15 protein-coding genes and 1 pseudogene are annotated in these 13260 nt (G+C 39.2%); 5 read left to right on the top strand and 11 right to left on the bottom strand.

Annotation, left to right across the window (positions count from 1 at the left end; genetic code table 11):
• The 3 genes from KTI78_RS15495 to KTI78_RS15485 form a co-directional block, all read right to left on the bottom strand.
• A partial coding sequence (locus KTI78_RS15495; protein WP_262446653.1) for an alkyl hydroperoxide reductase occupies nucleotides 1–377 on the bottom strand: 377 nt, incomplete at its 3' end.
• Between the two features lie 182 nt (nucleotides 378–559).
• Nucleotides 560–1081: a chromate transporter gene (locus tag KTI78_RS15490; RefSeq protein ID WP_016141293.1), complete on the bottom strand. Its 522-nt coding sequence runs from the start codon at nucleotides 1079–1081 to the stop codon at nucleotides 560–562.
• On the bottom strand, nucleotides 1081–1641 hold the full coding sequence (locus KTI78_RS15485) for a chromate transporter (RefSeq protein ID WP_016141294.1): 561 nt from the start codon (nucleotides 1639–1641) through the stop codon (nucleotides 1081–1083). The genes KTI78_RS15490 and KTI78_RS15485 overlap by 1 nt, the downstream gene beginning before the upstream one ends.
• Nucleotides 1642–1742: 101 nt before the next feature.
• On the opposite strand from KTI78_RS15485, the gene KTI78_RS15480 reads away from it, so the two are divergent.
• A complete protein-coding gene (locus KTI78_RS15480) occupies nucleotides 1743–2645 on the top strand; it encodes a LysR family transcriptional regulator (protein WP_262446652.1) in 903 nt (300 codons plus the stop codon).
• A 58-nt stretch (nucleotides 2646–2703) separates the two neighbouring features.
• On the opposite strand, the gene arsH is transcribed toward KTI78_RS15480, so the two are convergent.
• From arsH to KTI78_RS15460, 4 genes are read right to left on the bottom strand one after another with little or no spacing between them, the layout of a single operon-like run.
• A complete protein-coding gene (gene arsH / locus KTI78_RS15475) occupies nucleotides 2704–3417 on the bottom strand; it encodes an arsenical resistance protein ArsH (RefSeq protein WP_174758512.1) in 714 nt (237 codons plus the stop codon).
• Nucleotides 3404–4450 (bottom strand): ACR3 family arsenite efflux transporter, encoded by a 1047-nt coding sequence (gene arsB / locus KTI78_RS15470; protein ID WP_238611124.1) that lies wholly within the window; start codon nucleotides 4448–4450, stop codon nucleotides 3404–3406. The genes arsH and arsB overlap by 14 nt, the downstream gene beginning before the upstream one ends.
• A 10-nt stretch (nucleotides 4451–4460) precedes the next feature.
• Nucleotides 4461–4934, bottom strand: a complete 474-nt coding sequence (locus tag KTI78_RS15465; protein ID WP_174729138.1) for an arsenate reductase ArsC — start codon at nucleotides 4932–4934, stop codon at nucleotides 4461–4463.
• A gap of 5 nt (nucleotides 4935–4939) precedes the next feature.
• Nucleotides 4940–5269, bottom strand: coding sequence for a metalloregulator ArsR/SmtB family transcription factor (locus KTI78_RS15460; RefSeq protein WP_016141299.1), 330 nt, complete (start codon nucleotides 5267–5269; stop codon nucleotides 4940–4942).
• A gap of 83 nt (nucleotides 5270–5352) precedes the next feature.
• On the opposite strand from KTI78_RS15460, the gene arsC reads away from it, so the two are divergent.
• Nucleotides 5353–5781, top strand: coding sequence for an arsenate reductase (glutaredoxin) (gene arsC, locus KTI78_RS15455; RefSeq protein WP_262446650.1), 429 nt, complete (start codon nucleotides 5353–5355; stop codon nucleotides 5779–5781).
• Nucleotides 5782–5849: 68 nt separating this feature from the next.
• On the opposite strand, the gene KTI78_RS15450 is transcribed toward arsC, so the two are convergent.
• The 3 genes and pseudogenes from KTI78_RS15450 to KTI78_RS15440 form a co-directional block, all read right to left on the bottom strand.
• Nucleotides 5850–6011, bottom strand: coding sequence for a DUF1427 family protein (locus KTI78_RS15450; RefSeq protein WP_016141301.1), 162 nt, complete (start codon nucleotides 6009–6011; stop codon nucleotides 5850–5852).
• Nucleotides 6012–6068: 57 nt separating this feature from the next.
• Entirely contained in the window at nucleotides 6069–7943 is a 1875-nt protein-coding gene (locus KTI78_RS15445) for an amidohydrolase (protein WP_262446648.1), read from the bottom strand.
• Nucleotides 7944–8052: 109 nt separating this feature from the next.
• Nucleotides 8053–8738 (bottom strand): annotated as a pseudogene (locus KTI78_RS15440) (hydrolase).
• A 196-nt stretch (nucleotides 8739–8934) separates the two neighbouring features.
• On the opposite strand from KTI78_RS15440, the gene KTI78_RS15435 reads away from it, so the two are divergent.
• The gene (locus KTI78_RS15435) at nucleotides 8935–9825 is read left to right on the top strand and encodes a LysR family transcriptional regulator (RefSeq protein ID WP_016141305.1); all 891 of its coding nucleotides are present in this window, start codon (nucleotides 8935–8937) and stop codon (nucleotides 9823–9825) included.
• Between the two features lie 48 nt (nucleotides 9826–9873).
• On the opposite strand, the gene KTI78_RS15430 is transcribed toward KTI78_RS15435, so the two are convergent.
• On the bottom strand, nucleotides 9874–10614 hold the full coding sequence (locus KTI78_RS15430) for a GntR family transcriptional regulator (RefSeq protein WP_262446647.1): 741 nt from the start codon (nucleotides 10612–10614) through the stop codon (nucleotides 9874–9876).
• A gap of 395 nt (nucleotides 10615–11009) precedes the next feature.
• Between KTI78_RS15430 and KTI78_RS15425 the strand changes: the two genes are divergently transcribed.
• Together KTI78_RS15425 and KTI78_RS15420 are read left to right on the top strand one after the other, a co-directional pair.
• A complete protein-coding gene (locus tag KTI78_RS15425; RefSeq protein WP_262446646.1) occupies nucleotides 11010–12479 on the top strand; it encodes an NCS1 family nucleobase:cation symporter-1 in 1470 nt (489 codons plus the stop codon).
• Nucleotides 12476–13210, top strand: coding sequence for an aspartate/glutamate racemase family protein (locus tag KTI78_RS15420; protein WP_262446645.1), 735 nt, complete (start codon nucleotides 12476–12478; stop codon nucleotides 13208–13210). The genes KTI78_RS15425 and KTI78_RS15420 overlap by 4 nt, the downstream gene beginning before the upstream one ends.
• Nucleotides 13211–13260: the final 50 nt, after the last annotated feature.

Genomic DNA, 13260 nt, shown 5'->3' with positions numbered 1-13260 from the left:
AGCGATACAAACACATCAAAGTTGGCTTTGAGGTTTAAGCCTTTAATCTGGTTGAGCACTTCATCTGACACTTTAGGGGCATAACCAGACACCTGTAACAGTGCCAAGATCAAAGACGTAAATTCATGACCCATCGGTAAGCCTGCAAAGAACACACGAGGTTGTTCGCCTGCTTTAGCCACACCAAAGCTTGGACGACGTGTATTGTTGCCATCAAAACGGGCAGTGACTTGGTCAGAAAGCTCAGCGATTTCAGTGACGAGTTCTTTAATTTGAGCAGCTTTATCTGACTCATCTAAAGCAGCAACTAATTCGATGGGACTTTCTAAACGTTCTAAATAAGCTTTTAATTGAGTTTTAATGTTTTGATCTAACATCTGTTTTTTACTCCAATGCATCCAAATTCTTTCAATAGATGCATAGTACGTTAAAACACAAAATAGGTAAAACAGTATGTTTTTATATATTTAATCGGTTTTTTAGATTTTATTGTTATTCACTTCAAATCAAAAAAAGCCAACCTGAACTCATCCCAGCGCAGGTCAGCAAACTGGTTAAACTAGAGTAAGACCACACCAAATACAGCCCCAGCAATCAGGACATGCAAGGGGTGAACTTTTTTAATTAAAGATAATAAAGTTGCAATGACCACCATAATAATAAGTAAAGTATTTATTGCCGCTGCCTCAGAGATAATCCAAGCACTGGCAAGCACCGTTCCAACAGTGACAGGTTGTAAAGCAAGCTGTAAAACACGGCGCCATTTTTTATCTTTAAATTTTGACCAACCTCTCATTACAAACACAGTAATAATCGATGAAGGTAAAAATTTAGCTATAGAAGTCACGAGTAGACCAGACAACCCTGCTACATGCCACCCTACCAACGGTACAATCATCATATTTGGACCGGGTGCTGCTTGAGCCATAGCAAACAGAGCACTAAATTCTTGTGCTGTCATCCAATGGTGAATATCAACTACTTGGCGTTGCATTTCGGGCAAAATCGTATTCCCACCACCAAATGCAATAAGAGACAACTGAGTAAAAATGATCGCTAAAGTAAGTAGAACTGCGCCCATTACACACGTCTCCAAATAATAGTTGAATAAAGAGCCAACAAAATTAGCATGGTCAAAAGCAAGGAGATTTTTAGAAAAGCAATACTGATAATTGCTGCCACGACAACACACATCGCTATTGGGTTACGCAATAATGGTTTCAACATTTTTAAGCCGGTTGCGACCAAAAGCCCTGCTGCTGCTGCACCTAACCCTTCGAAAAGATGCTTAACCATTAAATTATCTTGGAACTGTTCATAGACATAATGCAGAAGTACGACAATGACTGTTGGAGCAAAAATGAGGCCAATGAGTGCACTCGCGGCTCCACGGACACCGCGGAATTCCATGCCAATCGCAACAGATAAATTAATAATATTGCCACCTGGTAGGAATTGGCATAGACCAAGTAACTCAGTGAATTTTTCAGGACTTAGCCACTGCCTTTGCTCTACAACAACTTTACGTGCTAAAGGCAATACACCACCAAATCCAATTAAACCTAATGTTAAAAAACCTAAAAATAACTCTGTGCAGGTCGGTATGCTCTCCTTCTGCACAGCAATCTCAACATGGTTCATTTTCGTTACTTTTCACTTTATCTGACCAAGATAGAATGATACTTTTATGATATATCTACAAATGCTTTTATTTTCACTAACCATACCCTAAAGGTATTCCTATGTTAGATTTACATAAGCTTCATGCCTTCGTGGTAGTGGTTGAAGAAAGAAATATTACTCATGCAGCAAACCGTTTGTTTATTCAACAACCACCTTTAACTCGTTTACTCAAAAAACTTGAACAAGAACTCGGTACTCAATTACTTATTCGTCAACCGCGTGGAATTGAACCGACAGAAGCGGGTTTAGCCTTATTTAGAGAAGCACAACTTTTATTAGAACATGCCAGGCATATACCCCAATTAGTCCAAGATGTTAGCCAAGGTAAAACGGGACAACTTAATATCGGCTTTACTAGTTCAGCCGGCTTGCATCCGCTTATCTCATTAGTATTACGTTCATATCGGGAAATATATCCAGGAGTACAAACCAAACTTGAAGAAGCAGGCAGTCAAAAACAACTGGACTGGTTAATTTCAGAAAAGCTAGATATTGCTTTTCTAAGAGCACCGATCAGCCGTGATATTGGGTTAAAACACCTACATATATTAGATGAGCCGATGGTGGTTGCATTGCCTATAGGACATCCCCTTACGCAAAAAGAGAAAATTAGTTTAAGTGACTTATCAGATGAGAATTTTGTTTTATACCGTCGCTCTTCTGGACAAGGTTTATATGACAATATTTTATATAGTTGCTATCAGGCGGGTTTTAGTCCACGCATTATTCAAGAAGCGCCGCGTCCTACCGCAACATTAAATTTAGTTGCTGCCGGAATTGGCATCACTATTGTGCCAGCCTCAATGCATAATTTTTGGGATCATGAAATTATTTATCGCGAGTTTGATCACTCAATAAAACTGAATGCGCCTATTTACTTGATTACAAGAGAAAATGAAAATTCGGCCAAAGTTTCCAACTTTATTGAATTATTACAAAAACTATTACCTACAATGGCTTAATCTCAAAAACACTCAATAAAAAGTGCTCTAACTAGAGCACTTTTTGGGATAAAACTTTTTATTTTTGATTGACTCGTTTTGATAACTCTTCTGCCGATTCTTTCCGCTCCGAATAGCGATTAGTCAGGTACTGTTTTTGCCCACGTGTTAATAAAGTGAACTTATAGAGTTCTTCCATGACATCCACAATTCGGTCAAAGTAAGAAGATGGTTTCATACTGCCATCTTCCTCAAACTCCAAAAAAGCCTTAGCAACAGAAGACTGATTTGGGATGGTAATCATGCGCATCCACCGTCCTAAAATACGCATTTGATTCACGGCATTAAAAGACTGTGAACCACCGCTGACTTGCATAACGGCTAAGGTTTTACCTTGTGTTGCACGTATTGCTCCGCCAGCTAAAGGAATCCAATCAATTTGAGCTTTTAAAATTGAACTCATTGCCCCGTGACGTTCAGGCGAACACCACACCATACCTTCTGACCAAGCCAAAAGTTCATGTAACTCTTGTACTTTTGGATGATCAGTTGCGGCATCTTCAGGTAAAGGCAAACCTTTAGGATGAAAAATTTTGACTTCGGCACCTAGGTATTCAAGGATACGCCCAGCAGTTAGCACAGCAAAACGACTATAAGAGCGTTCACGGTTAGAACCATATAACAATAAAATACGGGGTGGATGTTCAAGCTGCTGTGCTTGTATTTGTTCGAATGTAGGCTTATCCAAAAGGTTGAGCTCTACATTTGCTAAATCATTATTAGAACTGTTCATGTGAGAAATACTTTTTCTTTAACCAAAGCGAGACTGAAACGAGTGAAATTAAAACTGGAACTTCAACCAATGGTCCAATTACTGTAGTAAAAGCAACCGGAGAAGCTAAACCAAATGTTGCAATTGCCACTGCTAAAGCGAGCTCAAAATTGTTACCCGCTGCGGTAAATGAAATGGCAGTCGTACGTGGGTAGTTATTCCCCATCTGTTTACTCATAAAGAAGCTGATAAAGAACATCACTACAAAGTAAATCGTCAGTGGGACAGCAATCAGCAATACATCTAGCGGTAAACTCACCACATCGCCACCTTTTAAACTAAACATGGCAACAATAGTAAAGAGTAAGGCAATTAAACTTAACGGGCTAATTTTTGGTAAAAACTTGGTTTGATACCAATTCAAACCTTTTGCCTTAACTAAAACTAGACGAGTCAAGAAACCCATTAAAAATGGGATACCCAAATACACCAATACAGCATGGGTAATGGTCCAAAAATCGACATTAATGACTTGTCCTGCCACACCAAAATAAGGCGGCAAAAAGGTTAGAAATAGCCATGCATAGGTGCTAAAGAATAAAATTTGGAAAATACTGTTAAAGGCAACCAAAGCTGCAACATATTGGTTATCGCCACATGCCAAGCCATTCCAAACCAAGACCATTGCAATACAACGTGCTAACCCAATTAGAATGAGACCCGTCATATATTCCGGATAGCTATGTAAAAAAATAATCGCAAGAATAAACATTAAGACTGGAGCAATAATCCAGTTTTGTATTAAAGACAAAGCGAGTGTTTTCTTATCTTTAAATACTTCTGGCAAAGCAGCATAGTCTACTTTTGCCAAAGGCGGATACATCATTAAAATTAAACCAATCGCAATTGGAATATTAACGTTATCTATACTGAGCTGATTTAAAGACACTGATGCTTGAGGAAAGAAAACACCAATGGCTACACCTAAAGCCATAGCAATAAAAATCCATAGCGTTAGGTTTCTATCTAAAAATGATAGCTTAGATTTGGCCATGTCATTCTCTTTAATCAATATGCGAGATTTGGTTAATTTCATTAATAAGTTGCGAACGGCTCAAATGTGCAACATCTAATGCAAATAAAGCATCTAAACGGCGGTTAATATGATCAACAGTATTTTGGAACGCTTTGAGTTTTTCTTCTTTTGGTAAGTCGAGATGTGATGGGTCACTTAAACCCCAATGTGCTTTAATTGCACCACCTAAATACAATGGGCATGCTTCTTGCGCTGCTGAGTCACAAACAGTGATTACTACATCTGGTTGATATTGCTCGCAATCATCAATCGTTTTACTCCATAAGCCATCTGTAGATAAACCTAAATTTTTAAGTGTTTCAATCGTTAGCGGATGTACCTGACCGGAAGGTTTGCTACCAGCACTATAAGCTTTCCACCCTTCTGGTGCGCGGCTGTTAAATAAAACTTCTGACAAAATACTACGGCAACTATTACCCGTACATAGAAATAGAAATTTCATGATCTTTACTCACAAAAGGTAGAAATAGACCCTAGCTGACCAGACAATGGTTTCATTGCATCGTCATCTTGCTGCGCCAAAATATTCAAAATGTTGTTTGCCCAGATCGGCAGTTCAGGATTAACGCTGTAATACACCCATTGCCCCTGTCTTGAATCAAGAAGGATGCCATGGGTTCGTAATAGGGCTAAATGTCGGGAAATTTTTGGTTGGCTCAACTCAAGCTGTTCTGTTAACTCGCAGACACAGATATTTTGTTTGCTCAGAACTAACTTAAGAATGTTTAACCGAGTTTGATCAGAAAGACATTTAAAGAAATCGACTTGAGTGATCATATTTGCAGCCACTTATATTCGTTATTGCAAATATACGGATATCCATATATAAATGCAATATCTTAATTCAATGAATAATTATCATGGCGGAACTAGTGAAGATTTACCATAACCCAGCATGTGGCACATCACGCAATACATTGGCGCTTATTCGTCATGCGGGGTTTGAGCCTATCGTTATTGAATATTTGCAAACACCACCCAGTAAAGATGAACTGATTCAACTTATTAGGGATTCAAACTTAACTGTACGTGAAGCAATCCGAAAAAATGTTGATCCCTATAAAGATTTAGAACTGGAACAAGACCACTGGACCGATGAACAGTTAATTGATTTTATGGTTCAGTACCCAATTTTAATTAATCGTCCATTTGTGGTTACACCCCAAGGCACACGACTTTGTCGCCCCTCTGAAGTAGTGCTCGACATTTTAGATTCACAAAACTTAGGCTATTTCGCAAAAGAAGATGGTGAAGTCATTATTGATGAGCAAGGCCGTCGTATAAAATAATTGAAGGTATTCATCAATATAAAAAGCTAAATGGCACAACACCATTTAGCTTTTTTGAGTGAAACGGGTTAAAAATAGGACTTAATAAAAGGAAGAAGTTGCTCTCCGACTACCATTCCTAATAATCCGACTAATGCAACAAGAGGCGGAGCTGGTGACTTCACATTTAAGACGTAATATAAGACACCAACGAGTAGCCCTACAGCCAAAGATAACAAGTACATTTTCATCGTACATACCTTAAGGAAGCAAGCCATTTAACGAAGCAGGTTCCCAAACTGTTTTATTTAAAATGCAAAACAAGAACACCCGAGTGCGCCCCAGAAAGATGTTTTATCCTTATCATTTACAGGAACATCAAGCATCCAAGCGTGGCTATGTCCATGCATGCCACAACTGCTGGCGCATGTGCACAATGCACTTTGTGACTGTAATGATTGATTGGAAGGAGCATTACGATTTTCAGATAAACGCCACTGACCACCAAAACGTTTTACTGGCGACCATGTTGGTGATGCTGGCGGTAACGGCGGATCATCTTGCTTGAATTCTGCTCCTGCATATACCACTTTTCCGCCTAAAACAGTGAGTACAGACTCAATCCACTGGATATCTTCTGCTTCAACTTTGAAGTAGTCATCGGACAGTACAACTAAGTCGGCAAGTTCCCCTTCTGTGAGTGAACCTTTAACATCTTTTTCACCAGAGAACCAAGCCGAACCTTTGGTCCAGAGTTTGAGTGCTGTCTGACGGTCTAATAGATTTTTTTCATCATAGAGAGGTAAACCACCGACTGTTTTACCAGTACTTAGCCAATACAAACAAACCCAAGGGTTATAGGATGCAACACGAGTCGCATCTGTCCCCGCACCTACAGGCACACCGAGTTCTAGCATTTTTTTAACAGGTGGCGTTGCCTGAGCAGCCTCGGCACCATAGCGTTTTACGAAAATCTCACCTTGATATGCCATACGGTGTTGAATGGCAATACCACCACCCAACGCACCAATACGTTCGATATTGCGCTCAGATACGGTTTCGGCATGGTCAATAATAAATCGAGTTGCGAATGGCTGTTTTGAATTGACGCGCTCAAATACATTCAGCAAACGATTAATACTTTCATCATAAGTTGCATGAATACGGAATGGCCATTTCTTTTCAGCCAAGTGCTCTACGATGGCTTCAAGTTCACCTTCCATTTTTTCTGGTAAATCCGGACGTGGCTCATAAAAATCTTCAAAGTCACCTGCCGACCAAGTCAGGTTCTCACCTGCTCCATTCATTCTAAATAGCTCATCACCATCACCCGGAAATGTCATTTCGGTCCAACGGCGATAATCATCAAGCTCTTGGCCTGCCTTCTGAGCAAATAGGTTATAAGCAATTCGAACGGTCATCTGATTTTGATCATGTAATTGCTTAATTACGTCATAGTCTTCAGGATAGTTTTGACCGCCACCGCCCGCATCAATTGCTGAAGTAATACCTAATCGGTTCAACTCACGCATGAAATGACGCGTTGAATTGACTTGATCTTCAACCGGCAATTTCGGTGCTTTCCCTAAGGTCGAATATAAAATCATAGCGGATGGCGTTGCGAGCAATAGTCCTGTTGGCTCACCTTTTTCATTTCGTACAATCTTACCACCCGGTGGGTCTGGCGTGTCTTTATTAAAACCTAATACATCAAGTGCAGCTCGGTTCAACAAGGCACTGGCGTACAAATGTAAAACGAATACGGGAGTATCTGGCGCTGCTTTATTAATTTCTTCTAAAGTCGGTAAACGCTTTTCGGCAAACTGGAATTCAGTCCATCCGCCTACGACACGCACCCATTGTGGAGCTGGTGTATTGTCTGCTTGTTCTTTGAGTAAGCGTAGTGCATCTGCAACGGATGGCACACCTTCCCAGCGCAGTTCCATATTGTAATTTAGGCCACCACGAATAATATGCAGATGACTGTCATTTAGACCCGGTATAACGCGACGACCATTTAAGTCTACAACTTTGCTTTTTGGTGTTGCGAGCTTCATAACCTCATCATTTGTACCTGTGCGTACGACTTTACCATCTGCAATCGCAATTGCTTGTACTTCAGGGTTTTGAGGATCTAGCGTTGTAATTTTACCGTTTATGAGTATGAGGTTTATTTCGGTCATTCTGAACTCCATTCTTGTGAATTATCGTTCTAAAAAATAAAGACATATCAGTATTAATATCACTTAAATATTGAATACTAGACATGCCTTTACCTAAATCAGTTCTATCTTATTTTGCAGGAACTGGTGCAAGTACTTCGTGTTTTGACGTTGTCCGCTCAGGCGCCTTATGTACCATCGTATAGGCATAGTCCACACCCATACCGTAAGCACCAGAGTGCTCACGTACAATTGCCATAACTGCATCATACGTATCACGGTGTGCCCAATCACGTTGCCACTCAAGTAATACTTGTTGCCAAGTTACAGGAACAACACCCGCTTGGATCATACGTTGCATCGCATAGTCGTGTGCTTCTTTCGATGTACCACCAGAAGCATCTGCCACCATATAAATTTCATAATCGCCTTCAAGCATGGCACCAAAAGCGAAGGTGTTATTGCACACTTCAGTCCACAAACCTGAAACAATCACTTTTTTACGATTATTTTTGCAAGCGAATCACGTACTTTTTGGTCATCCCATGAATTCATTGAAGTACGTTCTAGTAAAGGTGCATCTGGAAATACATCTAAAAGTTCTGGATAGGTATGACCAGAGAAGCTTTCTGTTTCAACCGTGGTAATGGTGACAGGAATATTGAATGTTTTAGCTGCTTTTGCTAACCCTACAGTATTATTTTTTAATACTTGACGATCTATTGACTGTACCCCAAAAGCCATTTGTGGCTGATGATCAATAAAAATAACCTGACAATTGGTTGGTGATAGTTGTTCTAAAAGTGACTTATTCATGGGTAAACTCCATTATTCCTTATGAGTAATGCTTTAAAATTGCTTACTGGTCACTATAAAAACAGATAAAAATGTAAAAGCATAGACAGCAAATCAGCACGAATCTGTATGCTGTATGGATACAATAAAAACAATGATTGCTTTTTAATTTTTATAGTTTAATCATTGATATATATTTTTTAACTTTCGCTTATCCATGGATCGATTAGACTGTATTTCCACTTTTGTAAGTGTCGTAGAACATGGGAATTTTAGTAGTGCCGCTAGAGCACTTGATATCTCTCGCGACTTGGTTGCCAAACGTGTTTGCTACCTCGAAAATGACCTAAAAACCACACTATTAACCCGCACCACCAGACAGATGAACCTTACCTCTTGTGGGGAAAAGTTTTATCAGCATAGTAAAGTCATTTTAAGTGAGTTCGAGTGGGCTGCCTATGAAATTAGCTATAACCAGCAATATCCTGAAGGTGAACTCAAGCTCAATACACCCATGTCTTTTAGTAATATTTTTCTTCAACAGATCATTTCAGACTTTATAGAGAAATACCCCAGTATCAAAATTGATTTATTCATGACTGATCAGCTATTAGATATGAATAATAATAAATTTGATTTAACCATTCGTGTAGATGGCTCTCCTCCAAACTTGGCAAATAGTAAAATATTAAATACCTATCAGCGCTATCTATATGCAACACCTGAGTATTTTAATCAGCATGGATTACCAGACTCATTAGAAGAACTTAAAGAACATAAGTTTCTAATTTACTATCAAGATAGTCGGCATAAAAAGTTGATTTTCCAAAAAGATCAAAAAGAAGTATCGTTCAATTGCTTCCCAGTGATGACTTGTAATAATGGTGAATTATTATTAGATATGTGCCTAAAAGACCACGGTATAGTTTTTCTTCCAGAGTTTATTGCTGAACCTTACTACAAAGAAGGTAAATTACAGAAGTGTTTGGAGGACTACACCAGCCAGCCCCTTCACTTATATGTGACATGGCCAAACCGTAAAATTCTATCGAAGAAAGTAAAACTATTTATTGATTTTCTGACGCAACAAATCGTTCCTATAAGATAACTAAACTGGGCCTAATTCATAAGAATTGGCCCAATACTTTTAACTCGTTTAAATAGCTTCAATTTTCTTATTTTTAAATAAATTTAATAAATTTTGCTCTACGGATGCTGTGCTATTTTCTTCAATAAATGTCGTCGCGTAGTGTTCTAAATGCTCTTCCATCAATTGAGTAGCTAATTTTTCACTTCCTTGCTCAATGGCATCTAAAATCGCACGGTGTTCATCTGCCGAACAATTATTATGTTTTGGAATTTCATATAACCCAATCAATAACGAAGTTCTTGCAATAAGCGTCTGCAAATAACTGGTCATAATCGTATTTTGATTTGCTTCAATCAGCTTTAAATGAAATTGCCCTGATAGCTTAATCCACTCTGCCCAATTTCCTGCTAAACGCTCATGTGACTCTTGGTCTACTAAACCTCGAAGCTCACTAAAATCTAGGTTATGTGACTTTTGAGCTAGCTTTTTAACCGTAGCAATTTCAAGCATGCTGCGTGCTTCAAAGACTTCTTTTGTTTCATCAAGGCTATGTTTTGCGATGAGTGCCCCACGATTGGGCTGAATTTCGATGACCTTATCATGTGCAAGTTTTACGAAAACACGTCTTAACACTCCTCGCGTTACACCAAATGCTTCACACAAAGGTGCTTCAACCAAACGTGCGCCAGGTGCGAGTTGTCGATTTAAAATAGCATCTACAATTGCGTTATATATATGGTCATCAATTTCATCATTGCTCATTTCTACGGCTTTTTTTGGTGCATTCGATGACATCGATTTCTCCATTTTTATTAATGTCTCCTCTTTTTAGAACTTTATCTATTTTGAATAGTGTAAGTTTAACTTAAGCAGTTGGAAATATTTCTCTCATTCTCACCATGCTTATGTTGAGCTGAACAATTCAATATTAAATCTTTAAATATCCACTTATACACCTAAATTTATTTACTTTTTATAAAAAATAAGCACGTCTCAGTTTATAAATCTGTCTCTGCATATCCAAAATCCATACCATTTTTAATGACTCATAAACGCTACTTCTTAAATTTGGCATAACTTTTGCTCAATTGGAATTGTGCACAATTTAAATACCACATTGTACACAATTTTAATTTCATTCTTTTAGACAGAACAACAATGCTGCTGAAAGTGCCTCCATCTTAAAGAAGTGAGTGTTCAAGATGAATAATACGGAAGCAATAATTAAACCTTCTTATGATGCAAAGCTAACAAATCAAGACTTAGCTCCTTTAAAAAAGCAAACTTGGGGCGCTTATAATATTTTTGCCTTTTGGATGTCCGATGTTCATAGTGTCGGTGGTTATGTCATGGCTGGGAGCCTTTTTGCACTAGGGCTCAATAGCTGGCAGGTACTTTTATCTTTACTGATCGGTATTGCTATAGTTCAGTTTTTTACAAACCTCATTGCCAAGTCTAGCCAACAAACTGGCACGCCCTATCCTGTTATTTGCCGCGCAACCTTCGGGGTGCTTGGTGCCAATATTCCTGCCGTTATTCGTGGGCTTATTGCTGTCGCATGGTATGGCATTCAAACCTATTTGGCATCCAGTGCCTTTTTATTGGTTATTTTAAAGTTCTTTCCAGAATGGTCAGTCTATGCCGATGTTTCAAATTACGGGTTTCTTGGGCTTTCCTATTTAGGATGGGTTGGCTTCATGCTGCTTTGGCTACTACAAGCGATTGTTTTCTGGTCGGGCATGGACAGCATTCGTAAGTTCATTGACTGGGCGGGTCCGGCTGTCTACATCGTAATGTTTGCCATGGCAATATGGCTGATCTGGAAAGCTGGCTGGCAGAATATTGATTTAAACTTGAGTGGGGTTCAATACGACGGTTTTGCAGTTGTACCAGTCATGATTGGTGCTATTGCGCTTGTTGTTTCATATTTTTCAGGGCCGATGCTGAACTTTGGCGACTTCTCTCGTTATGGCAAAAGCTTTAAGGCCATTAAAATGGGCAACTTTCTTGGACTACCGATTAACTTCTTAGGTTTTTCTTTACTTACTGTGGTTTGTATTGCAGCAACTTTGCCAGTGTACGGCAAGCTCATTACAGACCCTGTCGAGATGGTCGGTAAACTTGATAATACTTTTGTGGTGATTTTAGGCAGCTTGACCTTAATGATTGCCACCATCGGAATTAATATTGTCGCTAACTTTGTTTCACCGGCCTTTGATTTTTCTAATGTTTCACCGAGTAAAATTAGCTGGCGCATGGGTGGAATGATTGCAGCAGTGGGTTCAATTTTTATTACGCCATGGAATTTATTTAATAACCCTCAAGTAATCCATTACACCATTGATATTTTAGGTGCATTTATTGGTCCACTTTTTGGTGTATTGCTCGCCGATTTTTATCTCATTAAAAAACAAAAAATCGTGGTAGATGATTTATATACCTTAGATACCAAAGGTTCATATTGGTACAAAAATGGTTATAACCACTCTGCCTTTTATGCCTTAATTCCAGCTTCATTAATTCCTATTCTCTGCGTACTTTTACCACAACTCTCTGGGCTGGCTAATTTCACATGGTTTATTGGGATGGGATTTGGTTTTGTCATTTATCGGTTTCTGAACCAACCGCTTGGCCATACTAAATCGGCAATGACTAAGGCAAAAGCACAATGAAAATTAAAATTATTAACCCCAACACCACGCAAAGCATGACTAACAAAATTGCTGCATCAGCCAACATAGTCGCAGGTTCTGATACTCAAATTATTGCAGTGAGTCCTCAAATGGGCCCAGCAACGATTGAAAGTTATTATGATGAAGCCCTAAGTGCAGTAGGTGTGCTGGAGGAAATACGACAAGGTGAACTTCTAGGTATAAACGCTTATATTATTGCTTGTTTTGGTGATCCCGCGCTTTATGCTGCCCGTGAAATGACGTCGGCACCTGTGATTGGAATTGCCGAAGCAGCTATGCGAACTGCGAGTTATGTCAGTACTGGGTTTAGCGTAGTCACGACCTTACAACGAACAGTGAATATGAGCTGGCATCTGGCTCATCGCTATGGCGCTCACCCCTTCTGTAAAAATGTTCGAGCTTGTGATATCGCAGTTGAAGAGTTGGAGCATCCAGACTCAGATGCTTATCGAACCATACGAGATGAGTGCAAAAAAGCGCTCGCAGAAGATAAAAGCGATGCGATTGTTTTGGGCTGTGCAGGTATGAGTGATTTATGTTTAAAGCTACAAAACGAGTTGGGAGTGATTGTTATTGACGGCGTTGCAGCAGCAGTTAAACAAGCTGAAATGTTAGTTCAATTAAATTTAAAAACCAGCAAAGTTGGTGATTGGGCCTTGCCTCCTGTAAAGAACTACACAGGCATATTGTCAGGTTTTGGAATGCGCTAAAGAGTTACTGTTTCAATTCCAACTCAAAATGCGGCGTTGGAATTGAAACA

Source organism: Acinetobacter sp. WU_MDCI_Abxe161 (assembly GCF_025514355.1).
Lineage (GTDB): Bacteria > Pseudomonadota > Gammaproteobacteria > Pseudomonadales > Moraxellaceae > Acinetobacter > Acinetobacter pittii_E.
This window is presented reverse-complemented; position numbering and strand designations above follow the sequence as displayed.

What these genes read in the sequence shown, in the direction of transcription:
- KTI78_RS15480 (WP_262446652.1), top strand. Translation starts at nt 1,743, where the DNA reads ATGTTAGATTTACATAAGCTTCATGCCTTCGTGGTAGTGGTTGAAGAA.
- arsC (WP_262446650.1), top strand. Translation starts at nt 5,353, where the DNA reads ATGGCGGAACTAGTGAAGATTTACCATAACCCAGCATGTGGCACATCA.
- arsH (WP_174758512.1), bottom strand. Translation starts at nt 3,417, where the DNA reads ATGAACAGTTCTAATAATGATTTAGCAAATGTAGAGCTCAACCTTTTG.
- KTI78_RS15450 (WP_016141301.1), bottom strand. Translation starts at nt 6,011, where the DNA reads ATGAAAATGTACTTGTTATCTTTGGCTGTAGGGCTACTCGTTGGTGTC.
- KTI78_RS15430 (WP_262446647.1), bottom strand. Translation starts at nt 10,614, where the DNA reads ATGGAGAAATCGATGTCATCGAATGCACCAAAAAAAGCCGTAGAAATG.
- KTI78_RS15490 (WP_016141293.1), bottom strand. Translation starts at nt 1,081, where the DNA reads ATGGGCGCAGTTCTACTTACTTTAGCGATCATTTTTACTCAGTTGTCT.
- KTI78_RS15465 (WP_174729138.1), bottom strand. Translation starts at nt 4,934, where the DNA reads ATGAAATTTCTATTTCTATGTACGGGTAATAGTTGCCGTAGTATTTTG.
- KTI78_RS15445 (WP_262446648.1), bottom strand. Translation starts at nt 7,943, where the DNA reads ATGACCGAAATAAACCTCATACTCATAAACGGTAAAATTACAACGCTA.
- KTI78_RS15485 (WP_016141294.1), bottom strand. Translation starts at nt 1,641, where the DNA reads ATGAACCATGTTGAGATTGCTGTGCAGAAGGAGAGCATACCGACCTGC.
- KTI78_RS15435 (WP_016141305.1), top strand. Translation starts at nt 8,935, where the DNA reads ATGGATCGATTAGACTGTATTTCCACTTTTGTAAGTGTCGTAGAACAT.
- KTI78_RS15420 (WP_262446645.1), top strand. Translation starts at nt 12,476, where the DNA reads ATGAAAATTAAAATTATTAACCCCAACACCACGCAAAGCATGACTAAC.
- KTI78_RS15425 (WP_262446646.1), top strand. Translation starts at nt 11,010, where the DNA reads ATGAATAATACGGAAGCAATAATTAAACCTTCTTATGATGCAAAGCTA.
- arsB (WP_238611124.1), bottom strand. Translation starts at nt 4,450, where the DNA reads ATGGCCAAATCTAAGCTATCATTTTTAGATAGAAACCTAACGCTATGG.
- KTI78_RS15460 (WP_016141299.1), bottom strand. Translation starts at nt 5,269, where the DNA reads ATGATCACTCAAGTCGATTTCTTTAAATGTCTTTCTGATCAAACTCGG.